General features: G+C 59.3%; 13 protein-coding genes. 7 read left to right on the top strand and 6 right to left on the bottom strand.

Annotation, left to right across the window (positions count from 1 at the left end; genetic code table 11):
- The first annotated feature begins 75 nt into the window (after positions 1-75).
- Together IPM54_44995 and IPM54_44990 are read left to right on the top strand one after the other, a co-directional pair.
- Entirely contained in the window at positions 76-2,172 is a 2,097-nt protein-coding gene (locus tag IPM54_44995) for a M3 family metallopeptidase (GenBank protein ID MBK9266920.1), read from the top strand.
- A complete protein-coding gene (locus tag IPM54_44990) occupies positions 2,169-3,041 on the top strand; it encodes an Hsp33 family molecular chaperone HslO (GenBank protein ID MBK9266919.1) in 873 nt (290 codons plus the stop codon). Before IPM54_44995 ends, IPM54_44990 begins: the two co-directional genes overlap by 4 nt.
- Before the next feature lie 173 nt (positions 3,042-3,214).
- Here the strand turns inward: IPM54_44990 and IPM54_44985 are convergent, their stop codons facing one another.
- Positions 3,215-4,147 (bottom strand): hypothetical protein, encoded by a 933-nt coding sequence (locus IPM54_44985; GenBank protein ID MBK9266918.1) that lies wholly within the window; start codon positions 4,145-4,147, stop codon positions 3,215-3,217.
- A 222-nt stretch (positions 4,148-4,369) separates the two neighbouring features.
- On the opposite strand from IPM54_44985, the gene IPM54_44980 reads away from it, so the two are divergent.
- The 3 genes from IPM54_44980 to IPM54_44970 are packed head-to-tail and all read left to right on the top strand — an operon-like array spanning position 4,370 to position 7,406.
- Complete coding sequence (locus IPM54_44980; GenBank protein MBK9266917.1) at positions 4,370-5,140, top strand: hypothetical protein; 771 nt, start codon at positions 4,370-4,372, stop codon at positions 5,138-5,140.
- Between the two features lie 41 nt (positions 5,141-5,181).
- Positions 5,182-6,516 (top strand): aminotransferase class III-fold pyridoxal phosphate-dependent enzyme, encoded by a 1,335-nt coding sequence (locus IPM54_44975; GenBank protein ID MBK9266916.1) that lies wholly within the window; start codon positions 5,182-5,184, stop codon positions 6,514-6,516.
- 53 nt (positions 6,517-6,569) lie between these two features.
- Positions 6,570-7,406 carry a hypothetical protein gene (locus IPM54_44970; GenBank protein ID MBK9266915.1) on the top strand — a complete coding sequence of 279 codons (837 nt, stop codon included), beginning with the start codon at positions 6,570-6,572 and terminating at the stop codon, positions 7,404-7,406.
- A gap of 3 nt (positions 7,407-7,409) precedes the next feature.
- Here the strand turns inward: IPM54_44970 and IPM54_44965 are convergent, their stop codons facing one another.
- From IPM54_44965 to IPM54_44950, 4 genes are all read right to left on the bottom strand, one after another.
- Positions 7,410-8,732, bottom strand: a complete 1,323-nt coding sequence (locus IPM54_44965; GenBank protein MBK9266914.1) for a hypothetical protein — start codon at positions 8,730-8,732, stop codon at positions 7,410-7,412.
- Positions 8,732-9,634, bottom strand: a complete 903-nt coding sequence (locus IPM54_44960; GenBank protein MBK9266913.1) for a PEGA domain-containing protein — start codon at positions 9,632-9,634, stop codon at positions 8,732-8,734. Before IPM54_44960 ends, IPM54_44965 begins: the two co-directional genes overlap by 1 nt.
- A 56-nt stretch (positions 9,635-9,690) precedes the next feature.
- Positions 9,691-11,061 carry a serine/threonine protein kinase gene (locus IPM54_44955; GenBank protein MBK9266912.1) on the bottom strand — a complete coding sequence of 457 codons (1,371 nt, stop codon included), beginning with the start codon at positions 11,059-11,061 and terminating at the stop codon, positions 9,691-9,693.
- 67 nt (positions 11,062-11,128) lie between these two features.
- Positions 11,129-12,394 (bottom strand): hypothetical protein, encoded by a 1,266-nt coding sequence (locus IPM54_44950; protein MBK9266911.1) that lies wholly within the window; start codon positions 12,392-12,394, stop codon positions 11,129-11,131.
- A 130-nt stretch (positions 12,395-12,524) separates the two neighbouring features.
- Between IPM54_44950 and IPM54_44945 the strand changes: the two genes are divergently transcribed.
- The gene (locus IPM54_44945; GenBank protein MBK9266910.1) at positions 12,525-13,319 is read left to right on the top strand and encodes a leucine-rich repeat domain-containing protein; all 795 of its coding nucleotides are present in this window, start codon (positions 12,525-12,527) and stop codon (positions 13,317-13,319) included.
- Between the two features lie 156 nt (positions 13,320-13,475).
- Here the strand turns inward: IPM54_44945 and IPM54_44940 are convergent, their stop codons facing one another.
- Positions 13,476-15,539, bottom strand: coding sequence for a sulfatase (locus IPM54_44940; protein MBK9266909.1), 2,064 nt, complete (start codon positions 15,537-15,539; stop codon positions 13,476-13,478).
- A gap of 188 nt (positions 15,540-15,727) precedes the next feature.
- Here IPM54_44940 and IPM54_44935 point away from each other — a divergent pair, with 188 nt between their 5' ends.
- Entirely contained in the window at positions 15,728-16,975 is a 1,248-nt protein-coding gene (locus IPM54_44935; protein MBK9266908.1) for an MFS transporter, read from the top strand.
- The last annotated feature ends 84 nt before the right edge of the window (positions 16,976-17,059 follow it).

Here is a 17,059-nt window from a genome sequence, read left to right as displayed (position 1 = left end):
TCGCCGTAGACGATCGTAGGTAATGCAGTCCAACGCCAGGCGTCGCGCGTCCGGCCTGCACCGAAAGCGAACACCATGTCCGACTCGTCAGAAAATCCGCTTTTGCACCTGAAAACTGGCATGCCGTTCGATCGGATTCGCGGCGAGCACGTCGAGCCTGCGGTGCATGCGTTGCTCGACGAAGCGAAAGTGCGTCTGAGGGCACTCGAAACGTCGCAAGGGCCGCGCACCTTCGCGAACACGATGACGGCGCTCGAGAAAGTGACGGAAGACCTGGAGCTTGCGCTCGGCGTGATTTCGCATCTCGAAAGCGTCGCGACGACGCCGGAGCTACGTGACGGATACAACGCCGTGCAGGCTCCGGTGAGCGAGTTCTTCACGAGCATCACGCTATCGGAAGGCGTGTGGCGGGCTCTGCGTGAGTTTGCCGAGACAGACGAAGCGCGTGCGCTTTCGGGGACTAGGCGCAGATTCTTGGACAAGACGCTCGCGGATTTTCGCCGCAGCGGCGCGGAGCTCGATCCCGAAGGCAAGAAACGCCTTGCGCAGATCAACGTCGAGCTTGCGGTGCTCACGTTGAAGTATTCGCAGAACGTGCTCGATTCGACGAACGCGTTCGAAATCGTCATCGAAGACCGCGACAAACTCGCGGGTTTGCCCGAAGGCGCCATCGAAGCGGCGCGCGCGAGTGCCGCAGAAAAGGGACTTTCTGGGTATCGGTTCACCCTTCAGGCGCCGAGTTACAACGCGATCGTGACGTATTTGGACGATCGCGCGGTGCGGGAGAAGATGTACCGGGCAAACGTGTCGCGTGCGACCGAGGGTGAACGCGACAATCGGCCGATTGTGCGCAAAATTCTGGAGCTTCGCCGGGAAAAGGCAAAATTGCTGAAGTTCGCATCGTTTGCCGATTTGGTGCTCGAAGACCGCATGGCGAAGACCGGAGAAGCAGCGCGAAAATTCATCGCAACGCTACGCGAGCGGGCACTGCCGCAATTCAAGCGCGAGAATGCCGAGCTAGAAGCATTCAGTCGTGAAATCGCTGGCCCATCGGCCCCGCCGCTCGCACCGTGGGACGTTCCGTATTACGCGGAAAAACTTCGCCGAGCCCGATACGATTTCGACGACGAGTCCCTGCGACCCTATTTCCCAGCGGACCCCGTTCTTTCGGGCGTATTCACCATTGCATCTCGACTTTACGGAGTGCGCATCGAGCCGTGGGCTGGAGTATCCGTGTGGCATCCGAGCGTCAAAGCGTATCGTATCGTCGAGGGTGACGGACGGACGAGCGCGCTGTTCTATGCCGACATGTGGCCGCGTGAAACGAAGCGTGATGGAGCCTGGATGCAGGGGCTCGTCACGCACGTTCCTTCGAGCGAAACGAAACACGACGATGCGCTCGGTGGAATACACATCGCGGTATTGGCCGGTAATTTCATGCCGCCCGTGGGCGACAAACCCGCGCTGCTCAATCACCGCGAGGTCGAGACGGTTTTTCATGAATTCGGGCACATGATGCATCATGCATCGAGCTGCGTTGAAATTCGCACCTTGGCCGCGACGAACGTGGCATGGGATTTCGTCGAATTGCCTTCGCAGATCATGGAAAATTGGTGTTGGGAAAAAGAGGCACTCGATCTTTTCGCGCGGCACTACCAAACGGGCGAACCGATCCCGGATGCGCTTTTCGAGCGGATGCGGGCTGCGCGCACATTCCGCGCCGCCAATGCCATGATTCGGCAGCTCGGGTTTGCCGAGGCAGATTTGGCGCTCCATATCGATTGGGATCCTGCAAAAGATGGCGATCCCGTCCTTTATGGTAGGTCGATTTTCGAGCAGTATTCTCCGCTTCCATTGCCGCCCGAACACGCGATGCTCGCGTCGTTTTCACACTTGTTCTCGAGCCCCGTGGGGTATGCCGCCGGGTATTATTCGTACAAGTGGGCAGAGGTGCTCGATGCGGACGCGTTTTCGCGATTCAAGCGCGAAGGCATTTTCAGTCGCGAGGTGGGCGAGGCATTTCGATCCCATATTCTCGCCAAAGGCGACAGCGCCGATCCCATGGCCTTGTATGTCGGTTTCATGGGGCGGCAGCCCACGCTCGAAGCGCTGCTCCAGCGCGACGATCTCGTAGCGGAAGCCGTCGAAGCAGAAGCGGCGGTCGCCTCATGAGCTCCGATGCAGCACGCTCCAGCGATCGCGTCATTCGTTCCATGACGAACGACGGCGCATTCCGGGTCATTGCGGCCGTCACGACGCAAACCGTTCGTGGTGCGTCCAAAGCGCAGCAAGCAAAGGGCGCCGTGGCAGCACGGTTCGGTGAGCTCATCACGGGAGCGATTCTGATTCGCGAAGCCATGAGCCCCACGCTTCGAGTCCAAGGAATATTGAAGAATCCTGGCGGCGGCAGCATGGTGGCCGATGCGCATCCGGATGGAACCACGCGTGGTATCGTGGGTTTTTCCGGAGCTGCGGGGACGAACACCGGCCATGCCATGTTGCTCGAGATGATGCGCACGCTTCATAATGGAGCGTTGCATCGAGGCATCGTGGAAGTCGCCTTCGACGGGGAGGCAGGAGGCATTTCCGGTGCGCTGATGTCCTACATGCAGCATTCCGAGCAAATCGTGTCGACCATTGCCGTCTCGACGCTGATCGAGAATGATGAAGTCGTGGCGGCCGGTGGGTACATGGTCGAGCTTTTGCCGGAAATCGAGCGGGGCCCGCTGATGATCATGACGCAGCGCCTCGAAGATTTTCCGCCGCTTTCCGAGCTATTGCGTAAAGAAATGACGCTGGCCTCGCACCTCACCGAGGAACTGCTTTTTGGCATGCCGCACACCATTTTGGCGGAATCACCGCTCGCTTATGGTTGCCAATGCAGTGAAGTGCGAGTTCTTTCGAGTCTCATCACGTTGCCGCATGCGGAAATCAAAGCGCTCCTCGAAGACAATCGAGTGCTCGAAATCACATGCGACTATTGCCGGAAGGATTACGCAATTTCGCCCGAGCAGCTTCGGTCGTTCATGATGCCTAGTTGAAGCCGGGCCAGGACTTGCACGCTCGCTTCGCGCGCGTGGGACGCGCGCTGCGCGAGGCTAGTTTACGATGGGGGGGCCGAGGCTCGCCTCCCGGTGCTTTTGCTTGCGCAAAAGCACGGCGAGGCTCGGCCCCCCCAAACCCCCCGATTTATCCCTTTCATCAATCCGCCAGGCTAATACGCGCACACTTGCGTCGAGGGATCCACGGCGCATACCATGTCGACGCATTCGAGTGTTCCGAGGCAATCGATGGTATCGCTGCACGCACCACCTTCGGTCGGCCTCTTGCGACATGTTCCCGCATCGCAATGGGCGTAGGCCATGCATTGACCATCTTCCGTGCACGGCTGACCATCGCCGGGCAGCGGCGTGCATTTTCGATCCGTGGGGTGACAATAATCATCGAATCGAATGCACCCTCCAGCTTCGAGCGCCGGGTTGCAAGCGCCATTGCGATTCGAGAGCAAATAACACGTCGGCAGGCTGCCGCTGACGTCGCAGCGCATGCCTTCTTTGCATTGACCCTGGGCGTCGCACGCGTCGCCGTTGTCCTTGCGAGCTTTGCAGGTGGGCGGCATCTCCGACGCATCGCAATACGCCGATTCCACACACGGATTCGTCGTGCAATCGGCGCCGATCGCGACCGGCGCAGGTGGTTTTTCGCATACGCCAAGACAGCATGCTCCACTGCCCATGCACATCGATACGTTGCACGTGCCGCCTCCCGCGCATTCGGTGCTGAACAAACACGACGAACCTTCGGGGATTGTCCCGACGAACATCTTGGAACACGCGTCAGCGAGCGCTTTTTGCGTCGCGGTCAGGTTGTCGCAACTGCGAGCACGGATCGCTTCGACGCACGTGCGTGCCCCAGCTTCGTCGTACGTGACGCGGCCGAGAGCAGCGTCGGTCAAGAGTTGAAGCGTGAGGCGACTGTCGCCTTGAGCGGCTTCACACGTGGCCTGATCCGGCATCAGCCCGCAACGTACGTACTGGTTGCATGTCGCCGTGGACAGTTCGTCGCGAAGCTCTTGCAGCGGGATGGGGCCCGGACCGGGAGCCTCGTCCGCGCATCCGATCGCCGATGCGACGGCGACGAGCAGCAAGGAAAAAGCATGGACAACGCCGAACGAACGTCGGCGCGAGGCGAAGGTAGGCACGTGGTTGGGCATGATGTCCGATTGTACCCGTGCACGTCGCGATGATAAGAGGGATCGTCACGATGCGCCGCATTCGGCCGTCGAAGGACGCCCGTTTTACTTGGCGTGCCGCGCGCATTTGGCTTATCGTCGCGTGTCCGAACACCTGTTGTCGGTGGAGGTTCTCCCATGGTTCGCTCAGTCGCTTCCGTCTTCGTGACGTTCGCTTTGCTTGCGGGTTGCGGTGGCTCTTCAACGGATCCTGCAACGCCAGACGACGTGAAGAAGGACGACGCTGCGGCGAAGAGCGACGCACCCGCGGACGCGGAAGCGAAGGCGGAAAGCGGCGGCGACACGACGGAGACGACCGATGGCAACGCGCAGCCAGTCGCCGATGCAAAGCCCAAGGAACCGGCGAAGACGGCGAGCGAAGCCGAGACGCTTGCGCGGGACATCGTGAAGACCAGCGGGCGCCGCATCGGATTTTCGGCCGCGAAGAAAATGTTTGCTGTACCAAACGAAAAGCGTACCGAGACAAACTTCGGCATCGACGTGTTTTTCTACGGTGACGACGGTGCAAACCGCGATCCGATCCGGATCTGTCAACCCGGCGAGTGTGAAGAGCACATGAACGAGAAGCTCGACGAGCTGCTGCCGAAAATCGTGCAGAAGCTCGAAGAAGGCGGCTACGTGAACGTGCGCGGTATCGGGTGGCCGGATGGTCGAGACGAGCTCGAAGTGAGCACGCTCGGCATGAAGCTCAAGTTCAGGAACGGGCGTCTCGAGGGGCTACGCGAAGGCAAACCGCCGGTCGTGTTTCAAGTCGCCGGCGGACGCCTCGATGTGTCCGAAATCAAAGCCATTTACCTTCCTTCCGACAGCAAGCTCATGGGCCTCTTCGGCAAGCCTTCCCGTCCGTCGGGTGTGGTGCAGACGTTCTACGTGCTGAAGATTCCGTGAGCTGAAAGCGTTCTCGTACCCGTGATGCTAGGACTGCCAAGATGATCGACGACATTTCCGAGTTTACCGCGAGGCATACGTACGGCACGTGGCGCGCTCAGCGCGGATGGAAGCCTTTGCACGTCAAGCGTGCCGAAGGGTGTTACTTCTGGGATGCTGCGGGCAAACGATACCTCGATTTTTCATCGCAGCTCGTGTGCTCGAACTTGGGCCATCAGAACCAAGCGGTCATCGATGCCATTTGCGCGCAAGCGAAGGAGCTTGCGTTCATCGGGCCTGCGCACACGTGTGACGTGCGCGCGCAGGCGGCAGCGAAGCTGCTCGAAGTCATGCCGAAGGGCCTCGATAAGTTTTTCTTTGCCACGTCCGGCACGGAGGCCAACGAGGCGGCCATCAAGATGGCGCGTGCAGTGACGGGCAAATACAAAATCATTGCGCGTTACACGTCGTATCACGGCTCGACGGCGGGTTCGATTGCCGCGACGGGCGACATGCGTCGCTGGTTTGCCGAACCGACGGGCAAAATTCAGGGCGTCATTTTTGGCCCCGAAGCGAATTGTTATCGCTGCCCGCTTGGTCGCACCTATCCCGACTGCAATGTCGCGTGTGCCGATTACCTCGCGTACATGATCGATCACGACGAAAACGTGGCCGCAATCATTTTCGAGCCGGTTGTCGGGACCAACGGCGTGCTCGTGCCGCCGCCCGAATATCTACCGCGCCTCGTGGAGCACGCGAAAAAGCGCGGCGTTCTCGTGATTGCGGACGAGGTCATGACTGGCTGGGGACGCACGGGAAAGTGGTTTGCCGTGGAAAATTGGGGAATCACGCCGGACATCCTCACGACGGCGAAAGGCGTGACGAATGCGGCAGTGCCACTCGGCGTCGTCGCGACGAACCGCGCGGTAGCGGATCATTTCGAGGACAATTTTTTCGCGCACGGGCACACGTACGAAGCGCATCCATTGACGCTCGCGCCTGCCATTGCAGCGATTGACGAGTACCGAAGGCTGGGCCTCATCGAACGTTCGGCCGAAATGGGCGAGCTTTTGGGCAAAAAATTGCGTGCATTGGCGGAAAAACACCCGTCCATTGGCGATGTCCGGGGGCTCGGGCTTTTTTGGGCGGTGGAATTGGTCAAAGATCGCACGACGAAGGAGCCATTGGCCACGCCGCAGGACAAGGCAGCACGCAAGCCGCTCGTGATCGATCAAGTCGCGGCGGAGATGACCAAACGCGGCGTGACCGTGTTGGCATGGGTCAGTCATCTGGTCATTGCGCCGCCGCTCATCGTGACCGAAGAGCAGCTCGACGAGGGAATCGCAGCGCTCGATGCTGCGCTTTCGATCGCGGACGCCCACGTCGTATCGCGCTGATTACGTAGTACCAAGAACTTTTCGATTCGGTGAACTGCTGCTAGAGTGCCCGGATGCGTGGCGCCATGGTGGGGTTATTGGTAAGTTCACTCGCCTTTTGCGGGTGTGCTTCGCTATTCCCTTCGCTGTTTTCACCGGCAGTCGCGGGTGTGGAAGCGTTTCAATTCGAAGCATCACGCGTGCCCGTGGGTATCGTCTATCACTACGTCAAGTCGAACATCGACGGCTCGACGCCCGAGCGCATATCGCTCTACATGTCCGACCAAACGACGCTCGAGGCGTATCGGTGGCGTGAGCCGACGCCGCAGACGACGTTTCACGTCAAGGCGACGATGGATTGGGATCGGCTTTCGGCAGTCAGGCTCGAGTCATGGAGGAAAGTGCGGTTTGGCGGGGAACAGCTCAATGCGGTTGCCGAATATTCGGCTCTGACGCGGGTGATGTCGATCGAGTTTTCCGACAAGACTCGGCATACGGTGGCGATCGATGATTTGCCGTTTCATTTCTATCAATTCGATTTGGCGAGCCTCAACGTGGCGTTTCGCCTACTGCGCGATCCGAAAGCGCCGTTTCGTGTGGGGCTCGTGAATCCGACATTCGCGATGACCGGAGCTGCGCTCGAATACCGCGGACTCGCTACGGTCACCTACGAAAAAGACGAGACGCATAACGAGTTTCCGTGTCGGCGTTACCGTATCGATGGTCCCGGCTTGAAGAACAAGGGCGGCAGTATCTGGGTCGATAAGAGCGAAGGGCACATCATCGACCTCGAGATCCAGCTAGAAAATCATCCGGACTGGACGTCGTTCAAATTGAAGTTCGTTGGAAAAGAAACGATGGATGCGGCAGCGTGGCAAGCGTTCATGAAGTCGCGGTTCGACGCGACGTGAACGTCACTGGCATTTGCAATCGACGAATTTGCACGCGTTGAATGTCGGAATGCAGTTGCCTTTTCCGACGAGGCCGAACGTGAAACGTTGGTTTTTCGCGCCGAGAACGCAGGTCGTGCCGTGGAGATTTTTGCACATTTGACTCTGGTCCACACAGGCGAAGCATAATTCGAAAACTTGTTCACAGCACGTGGCCGTGACGTTACCATCGCATACGGTGTCGCCACCGCAATTCCAGGTGCCGGTACACGGATTGCAACTTCCGCCGCAATCGGTGCCGGTTTCATTGCCGTCTGGAGCGCCGTTTTCGCAACTGCAATTGCCATTCAAGCAGGTGTCCGCAGCGGGGCTATTGCATTCGTTGTCCGGATCTTCGCCGTTTTTTACGGGTGCACACAAGCCGCTGAGAATCCCCGTTTTGGCCTGGCTGCACGCCATGCACGTGGACGAGCATTCGGAATCGCAACAGAACCCGTCGACGCAATAGGTGCTCGCGCATTCGCTGTCATTCACGCACGTTTGCGGTTTGGGCACGCAGGCGCCCTCGTGGCAATCGGATGTGGCTCCATCGCAGGGTTTGCACAAACCATCTGCGGCGCAAGCAAAACAATCACCGCAACTCGTGCCTTCGGACGCAAGATCGTGCGCGATCTCCCCGCTTGGCAGGCAATAATCGACGGTACACGGATCGTCGTCCGATGGAGCATCGTCGGCGGCAAACGCTTCGGGCGCTTCACCAATGGCATTGCATAGGTTTTTCTTGCAGTCTGCCGGCACGGGGTCATCGGCGATGGTGCCGACGATTGCGAGATTCTTGACGCAAACCGAATCTTCACACGACCATGTGATGCACTTCGTGTCTTCACCGCAATCGCTGGGAGCCGTGCATCCTTGGCACACGCCATCCGCCGAACACGTGACCGTGGGGACCGTACCGCATTGAGCCCCCTCTTTTGACTGCACATTGGAAGGTTTCCCATTCGTGCAGACATCGTCCGTGCAATTGTCCCCATCGACGCGTACATTGGTATCGTCGATCGCGATGACTTCATTCCCGTTGCCGTCGCAAACGAAACGTTGGCAATTTCCGGGCTTGTTGTTGAGCGTCAATGCTCCCGCGGGAGCGGGATTGGACAACTTGCATAGGCCGTTTTCACAGAGCTTTTGTCCACATGCATCCGAACCAGGACAATCCTTCGCGTCTTTGCATCCAACCGGTGGTTCTCGATCGAAGCTGTAGACCGCAATGCATCCGCCTCCGACCACGCACATGGTCGCGAATGCCAAAACGCTACGAATGGCTCGCAAATGGGGCGCCCTTCGCATCAAAAGCTCCCTTCGATGCCTACGAATCCAGGCCCGATCATCAGGGAATGAGCGCTTTTCGGTTTCGTCGCATCCTTTTTCTTGTCCAAGAGCAGCAGTGCCGTACCGGCGCCCGCACCCGCAATGGTCATGCCCCATGCAATGGTATTGACGACGAGGAGCGTTTTTCCAAGTCGCGCGGCTTCATAACCTTTTGCCGTCGTGCACACGGTTTGCGGACAGCCCTCCTCCATACGCGCATTGGCGGAAACCACGAGCCCCCCAGTGATCGCTGCCGTTACGAATCCCAGCCCCCCGACACCGAATGCAGCAATCGCTGCAATGCGGCGTGGACCGAGCGCATTGGTTACCGGAGCATCCGGTAGGCGCGGTCCTGCCTTGACCGTAATCGTCCCGTGCTCCCCTTCGTCGAGCGTGATGTGTGCAATTTCATCGGCGTATTTCGGCACCAAAACCTTGATCTCGTGTTTGCCCGGATCAACCGCGAATTCCACATCGATTGCTTCCACTTCACGACCATCGAGCGTTACGCGACCACCCTTGGGAAGACTCGACGCCAATTTGATGGTCAGGTATGGCAATCGTGGCTCGATGATCGCAAGCTGCTTTTTCGAAGGCGCGAGCCTCGGATCACCAGGCTCGAGCACCACGATTCCTTCTTTGTAATACCGCACGGCCGAAACGAGGCGCCCTTCGTGCTCTTCGCATTGCGCCAAATTGAAGAGCGTGCCTGCGCGCCGTGCAAGCTTCAGGCTCTCCTCGAACTTGGGACACGCCGTTCGATAATCGTTTGCTTTGACCGCCGCGCGAGCTTCATTGAAGAGCGTCTCCGCGCGCTTGATGTTCTCGTCCATCTCGTCGGCAACCACCGAGCCGGAATAGGACATCACCGCGATGGTCACGGCATGCGCGACGAGACGAGCAGTACGGGAAAAAGGCGAGGATTGTTTGTCTTGGTTTACCATTGGCTGAAGATGTCCTTCGAGCCACCGGTGTCCGGCGTTTTTGTCTTCGAGGTCGTTTTCGTCGTCGTCGTGGTTTTCGGAGTCGCCGTCTTGGGAATCGCCCCCGCGTTCGTTTGCAGCGGCGCGCTTTGCAGCGGCGCGCTTGGCGTTGCGACGGGCGCTGCCGATGCTTGCGCCGATGTCTCTGTCGGCGGTGCGGGTGCAGATGCGGCCGGCGCGACGCTCGCAGTATCGGGCGCCGCGACGAGCGTTGGAGCTGCCGACGCAGCCGTCACGCGCGGTGCAGCTCGCCTGGTCGATGCGAATACAATCGCCGTCACGACGGCGGCCATCGCAACGAGCCCGCCTGTCGCAAGCACCAGGCGTCGACCTTTGCGTGACGAAGGCTCGTGTGCGTCATGGGCAAGCGCAACGTTCCCCGTCATCGGCCCAGGAAATCGCGCGCCCCCTGGGCCCATCGCAACGACGGCTGACGTCGCAGGCAGCGATTGTCTCGCGAAACGCAGCGCGTGCTGCATCGTTCGTGCATCGGACCAACGTTTGTCTCTCTCGAACATCAGCGCTCGATCGACGACGTCGCAAAGCTCGCGCGGTACGTCGGGCACGACCGTCGCCAAAGGTGGTGCGCGTCGCGTCATCGCCGACAAAAGCACCTTGTTCAGCGTTTCGGCCGTGTGGATGAGCTGGCCCGAAAGAACGTAGAACATGATCGCACCGACCGCCCAGAGATCCGTGCGTCCGTCAATTTCAGCCGTGTGCCCGAGCGCCTGTTCGGGAGGCATGAACGCAGGTGTGCCCATGATGTGCCCAACCTCGGTCATGCGTCCGTTGCTCGCGCTTTCACCCATTCGAGCCGTACCGAAGTCGAGGATCTTGACGTCACCGTTGGTGGTCAAAAAGACGTTCTCGGGCTTGAGATCGCGATGAACGATGCCTTTGTCGTGAGCTGCTGCGAGCACGTCGAGGAGTTTGTCCACGACGAGTGCTATGTCGCCCGGACGCATGCGCGCGCCGGGAAATGAGCGAGCAAAATCTTCGAGGGTTTGTCCTTCGAGCAGCTCCATGACGAGGAAGACGGAACCGTCTTCCGCCATGTCGTCGTCGAGGACGACGACGGCACCGGGGTGTCCGATGCGGTTGGCGACGTAGCCTTCGCGCAGAAAGCGCCTTCGCGCTTCTTCATTGACCGAGATGTCGGGGCGCAACAGTTTTACTGCGCCGCGCTTTCCATTCCGGTGCGTTGCCGCATAAACACAGGCCGATCCGCCTACGCCGAGCAGCGCATCGAGTCGCCATTTGCCGCGCAGGATTTGGCCGACGCGCGCCGCGGCTAAGGCGTGGACATCAACGGCACCTGCGGACATCGCTTCGATCGAACTAATTTATACGCGAAAGTCAAGGATTGGAACGAGCAAGTTTCGCCCCGACAAGTTACTTCTTTGCTTTCTCGAGCGACTCTTGGAGCGCCAGAAAACGTTCGCACTTCTTGCCGATCTCGAGCTTCCAATCGACGCGTGCTTGGCAAAGCTTCTTGGCTCGCTCCACCGCCTCGGCGTTGCCCGTGCCCATCGCCTTGCTCGCCATCGCTTCCGAATCTTTGCCGATGTTTTCTTTGTAGCCCGTTTCGTTCTCGAACTCTTTCGTGCCGAGCATCTTGCGCAAGTCATCCGAAATGCTCGGCGTCTCGCCCCACGCGTCCTTCGAGCGCACGGCAGCACGTACATAGGCAAGCCAAATGCGATCTTTCGCTTTGGTGTCCCCACACGGCATGCTCGCTGCCGTTACAAGCAAATCTTCGGCTTGCAGTTTCCCCTCGGCAGCACGGCCAAGACGCGCGGCGGCATCTTTTGCAGTTGCTTGGTCTTCCGCCGTCAGCTTGCCCGTTTCGAGGTCTTTGGCGAGCGTGTCGCACGACGTCAAGTAACGTTCCTTGGCCTGTTTGTCCTCGCAAACCTTCTTCTTCGCGTCGATGGCGTCGAAGTGTTCGGGGAGCGCGTGACGTTGCTCGTCGTCACTCAGCTCGATGGGTATGCACGGGTCCTTGATTGCCGCGATGCGTGCAGCCACGCGCTGACGCGCGCCGGCAATTCGTCTTTCGCGGACCTGAAACGCAACGGCGACCGAGATGACGGAGAAGATCAAGAACCCAAGCGAGACGCGAAGGAGCAGTCGGCGCTGAAGCACGCGCTGGACGAGATTGCTCTTGTTAATGGTCTCCGCGGCTTTCTCGATGCCCTCTTCCCAAATGTCGAGCTCGGCGGAGAGCTGTTTCAAGGGGGCCACGAGCTCTCGTTCCCGGGAAAACCGTCGCGATACGTTGAGCAGCGCTTGCGCGGCGCTCTTTCGACGCGGATCGACTTCGATCGTGGCACCTGCCAGGCCCGTGAGCAGACCACCGACAGCGAGCGAATAACGCTCGAACGTCGCCTGCGCTTGGACTCGTGCCGCTTCGATCTTGTCGGCATGCGCCATCATCTCGGCCCACGGCAGGATCGCTTGGACTTCTCTTGGCGATAGGCCCGACCGTTTAGCCGTTGCTTGCACGCCTTGCACGAGCGCCCCGACGAGTTTTTCTTTGGTTACCTCGGCGAGCCCGGGCATGACGCGCACTTCGCGCCAATGCTCGAATGCAAGCGTGATTGGAGCGTGTGCCGCTTCGCTCAGCGCGCTACCGAAGTCAATCCGTTTGGCTGTCACGTGGTTCCTCGGGGTTTGCCGAGGGGCATCGTACGAACAATCGATGCTGCCTGCAATCGATCGCGCACGTCACACGATCTCGCCGCGTGGTTGTACCTTTTTTTGCGCACTGCGGTTACCATGCGCGTCGATGTCGTCACGAACCTTGCTCTCGAGCGTTGCTCTTCCTATCGCGATCGCGCTTTTGGCCGCTTGCGACGAACCGACTCCGAAGGCGGATACCAAAGCGCAAAAGCCGAGCGCTGCGCCATCGGTCGCTGCGGCTCCACCGGCGGTCGCGCCGGCAGCCACCGAATCTGCGGCTCCGCCGAAGAAAAAAGAAGTCGTGTGTTCGAAGGATGCGAACGTCACGCTGCCGGATCCGAAGTTCGAAGCGGAAGTACGCGTGCAAGCGCAGAAGCCCGAAGGGCAACTGACGAAGGCGGATCTTGCAAAAGTCAAGACGTTGAAGCTCACCGAAGCGAAGCTCAACGAGCTTGATCCGTGCATTTTCCCGCTGTTCACGTCTGTCAAGGGGATGTACTTACCGCCGGGTAAAATCGATGATCTCACGCCGTTGAAGACGCTGACGACGATCGAGTCGTTGCGAGTGGCTGCGACGAACATCAAGGATCTCACGCCGCTTGCGGGTCTGGCGAAACTCGACCGACTCGACATTGGGCGCACGCCGGTAAAAGATCTGACGCCGCTGTCGGGCTTGACGAACCTGACGGAGCTTCAGATTGACGAGACGGAGGTGACGGATCTGACGCCGATATCGAAGCTGAAGAAGCTCGAGATGTTACAGATGAAGCGCACGCGGATTTCGGACTTGTCGCCGCTGAAAGAGATCAAGACGCTGAAGACGCTTTACATCGAAGGTTCGTCGGCGAGCGGAAAAGCGGTCGGCCTGGGGATCCCAGGGCTCAAAGTGCATGATGATTGAGGCCGGCACTTGATTTGGACGCTCGCTTCGCGGGTGGGCCCCTCGCAAGTCTGTTTACATGGGGTCCGCGGCTCGCCTCCCGGTGCTTTTGCTTTGCAAAAGCACGGCGAGGCGCGGACGCCCCCCATACCCCCCCGGATTCGAATTGAACGTTGATCAATGCGCCGGCAAGTCTGGGCACGTGAGCAATCGCGGGGCGAATCGGTTATCGCGCATCGCTTGATTGTGCGGGGCGTGGTAGTCGATTTGTGCGCGCATTTGTGCGCCGAGCATGCGTGAGAGCGCGCGCGAGACGGCAGGTTTGTCCTTGGCCAAGTTGCGGGCTTCCATTGGATCGTCGTCCAAGTGAAACAGGCGCACGACGTTGCCTTCCGTGCGGTCGATCCACAACTTCCACGGATAACAGATGACGCCCTCGGTCATTTGATAACCTTGGGTGTTCATGAAAATGCCCACTCGCTTGGCTGCATGCGCCGCGGGGTTCGCAAAGCTATGGCCCTGAAACGCCGGGTGCGGGGGAATGCCTGCGAGGTCCGAAATGGTTGGCAATACGTCGAGGTGCGAGACGGGCGTGAGGACGTCGCGAGGCGCTACCTTGGGCGGATAATGCACGAGCAATGGCACGCGCGCTTCGCCCTCGAACAGCGATTTGCCATGCGTGACGACCCCATGCTCGCCCATCATCTCCCCATGGTCGGCCGTGATGACGAGAATGGTTTTGTCGAGCAAACCGCTTTGTGAAAGGTATTGTTCGAGCTTTCCCACCTGGGCATCGACGTATGCGATGGCATTGTCGTAACGATTCGTGAGAATGGGCTTCTCGGTCTCGCCGTATCGCACGAAATTGGCGGTATGCGGGTAATATGCGGGTGTGTACCGAGGCGCTATGCCGTCGGGCAAACCGTAGGGAAAGTGGGCGATTTGAAAATTCACGTAGAGCGAAAAAGGTTTGTCTTGGTGGGACTTCATCCAAGCAATTGCGCGTTCTGCCGTGACATGGTCGGGAACGACTTTTTCGCTGATGATGTCGACGCGGGGACCGTCGTAATCAGGCGCATGCCAAAGAAAGATGGGTGTCGCGGTCTCCTCGAAGCGTGCAATGCCTTGCCAATTTTGATCCTGGCTCGAAATGGTCGCCGCCGTGTGGCCTGCTCGGTGAAATACGTCGTGCAGGAGGACGCGGGGGTAGTCCAGACGAGTGTATTGGTCGAGCCACGGGATGCGGCGCGGAAAAAGCGACGACAAGATGGCGGGCTGAGCGTAATTCGAATGCGTCGCGGTGGCCCAAGCTCGCAAGAGGCGCATGCTGCGAGCTGCGATTCTATCGATGTTCGGCGTGATGGGACGCGAATATCCCACATATCCCAAATGCCGCGTCGTGAGCGAATCGATGACGACCAGAAGCACGTTCGGGCGCGCGGAATCGTCATTGGCGACCCGATCTTCCCATTCGGTTCCCACGATGCGCGGCGCGCCTTCGACGACGCGGCGAGGCGGCGGGCCATTCTGTTCGTCCGGAGAAACCTCTTCGGACCACGCGGGGACCGATTGTAGCGAGCTGAGCAGCGCCATTTCGGGCGTCGTGCGTGAAAGGCCCATCGCCATGGCCGCTTTTGCTGGCAAAACGAGCAATGCAATGCCGGCAGTGGCTACGAGCGCCGCGGAAATGCCGAGCAGCCGTGCTGCGCGTTGCGTATTTCCATCTCGACGCAATGCTTGAAAAAGATAGACTGCATAAAGTACCGCGACGGTGAGCCCAATGGCTGCGACGACGGCCACGTGCATGGCGTATGTCGTTCGCAAGGCGCGGAACATGCTTTCCTGACCATTCAAAAAGAACTCGAGCGCGCCGCGCGTGAGAAATGCACCCGATACGATACGCACGGCGACCCCCACGACGTGCAGTGCAACGAGTCCCGTGACGATGAGCGTCGTGAGCGTCACTGAAACGGCTCGCCCAATGGCCCATCGCATCGTGGGTGCCGTCATGATGCTCGTCATGAGCAGCACGGCGGCATATCCAGCGGCGGTGAGCAGCACGCCACCGAGCCGCGCTCCGAGCCCCGGGGCAATGCCTCCCGAAGGCGCGCCGCCAAAAAACATGATTGCAGCTTGACCCAAAAGCCCCAATGCGGCTCCGAGGGCTGCGCCGAAAATGACATTGCGTGCGCACCAAAGCAAGCTCCGCGAAGAGGGAGCGGTGGCGAAAGTCGTCGTCACGATACGATCGTTGGTACACCAAGAAGTTACGCCGGTGCAACATTTCTGTCGCATTTTCCAGTGGAGGCGTGGATCGCAATGATGGATCGCGTGCCCGCGTACGATGGCAGCATTGAGCGGCGAAGTTACGCGTAGCTTGACGCGGTGGAATCGGCGCTTCTATGATGCGTCCGCGATCGGAAAGCATCATGACCAGTTCCAGCGAATCCATTTCCAAAGACAAGGCAACTCGCGCAGTCCGTCTGGCAATCGTCGTTGCCGCGCTCGGTTACTTCGTCGACATCTACGATCTCGTGCTGTTCAGTATCGTGCGCGTCGCGAGCCTCAAGGGGATTGGCGTCACCGATCCGGACGCTCTTTTGGATCAGGGCGTTTTGCTCATCAACATGCAGATGGGCGGCATGCTCATCGGGGGCATTCTATGGGGCGTGATTGGCGACAAGCGAGGCCGTTTGTCGGTGCTCTTTGGTTCGATTTTGCTCTATTCGGTGGCGAACATTCTCAATGGGTTCGTCACTTCGATAGAAACGTATGCGGCGCTGAGGTTCATTGCCGGTGTCGGGCTTGCCGGTGAGCTTGGTGCGGGCATCACGCTCGTCAGCGAAATCATGCACAAAGAGGCGCGAGGGTATGGGACGACCATCGTTGCGAGCATTGGCATTTGCGGCGCCGTTGCAGCGGCGCTCATCGGCGACATGTTTTCGTGGCGTATTGCTTATTTCGTTGGCGGTGGGCTCGGCCTCGGACTGCTCGTCTTGCGGATTGGTGTATACGAATCGGGGATGTTCGAATCGGTCAAGAAAAAGGCCGTCGAACGGGGCAACTTTTTCAAGCTCTTCTCGACGGGCGAACGCGCTCGGCGATACGCGGGCATCGTGCTCATTGGTATTCCGATATGGTACGTCGTCGGGATTCTCGTCACGTTTTCGCCGGAAATTGGCAAAGCGATGGGAATGCCGATACCTCCCAATGCGGGTCGCGCCATTCTGTACACCTACGTGGGGCTTGCCGTTGGCGACTTGTCGAGCGGCGCGCTAAGTCAAATCGTGAAGAGCCGCAAGCGGGCGGTCATGACGTTTCTGCTGGTGACGACTGCCACGATCGTGCTATACTTTTTCGCCGGTGCGCAATCGATTACGATGTTTTACGCCATTTGCGTGGCCATGGGTTTTGGCGCCGGGTATTGGGCCGTATTCGTGACCGTGGCGTCCGAACAATTCGGGACGAACCTTCGAGCCACCGCGACGACGAGCGCCCCGAATCTCGTGCGTGGTGCCGTCGTATTGCTCACGTTGGCTTTTCACGGGCTGAAGGAAAAAGTCGGCGTCGTCGAAAGCGCGATGATCGTCGGAGCAGTGACCATCGTCGGGGCATTCATTTCCTTGCGAGCCATGGAAGAGACCTACGGCAAGGACCTCGATTACCTCGAGCATTGATATCAATCCATGATTTGAACGCTCGCTTCGCGCGCGTGGGACGCGCGCTGCGCGAGACTTGTTCACGATGGGGGGCTCGCAGGC

The organism is Polyangiaceae bacterium (assembly GCA_016715885.1).
Taxonomy (GTDB): domain Bacteria; phylum Myxococcota_A; class Polyangia; order Polyangiales; family Polyangiaceae; genus Polyangium.
This window is presented reverse-complemented; position numbering and strand designations above follow the sequence as displayed.

Coding starts and splice junctions, on each gene's coding strand:
- IPM54_44995 (MBK9266920.1), top strand. CDS start 76: ATGTCCGACTCGTCAGAAAATCCGCTTTTGCACCTGAAAACTGGCATG.
- IPM54_44990 (MBK9266919.1), top strand. CDS start 2,169: ATGAGCTCCGATGCAGCACGCTCCAGCGATCGCGTCATTCGTTCCATG.
- IPM54_44980 (MBK9266917.1), top strand. CDS start 4,370: ATGGTTCGCTCAGTCGCTTCCGTCTTCGTGACGTTCGCTTTGCTTGCG.
- IPM54_44975 (MBK9266916.1), top strand. CDS start 5,182: ATGATCGACGACATTTCCGAGTTTACCGCGAGGCATACGTACGGCACG.
- IPM54_44970 (MBK9266915.1), top strand. CDS start 6,570: ATGCGTGGCGCCATGGTGGGGTTATTGGTAAGTTCACTCGCCTTTTGC.
- IPM54_44965 (MBK9266914.1), bottom strand. CDS start 8,732: ATGCGAAGGGCGCCCCATTTGCGAGCCATTCGTAGCGTTTTGGCATTC.
- IPM54_44955 (MBK9266912.1), bottom strand. CDS start 11,061: ATGTCCGCAGGTGCCGTTGATGTCCACGCCTTAGCCGCGGCGCGCGTC.
- IPM54_44945 (MBK9266910.1), top strand. CDS start 12,525: ATGTCGTCACGAACCTTGCTCTCGAGCGTTGCTCTTCCTATCGCGATC.
- IPM54_44935 (MBK9266908.1), top strand. CDS start 15,728: ATGACCAGTTCCAGCGAATCCATTTCCAAAGACAAGGCAACTCGCGCA.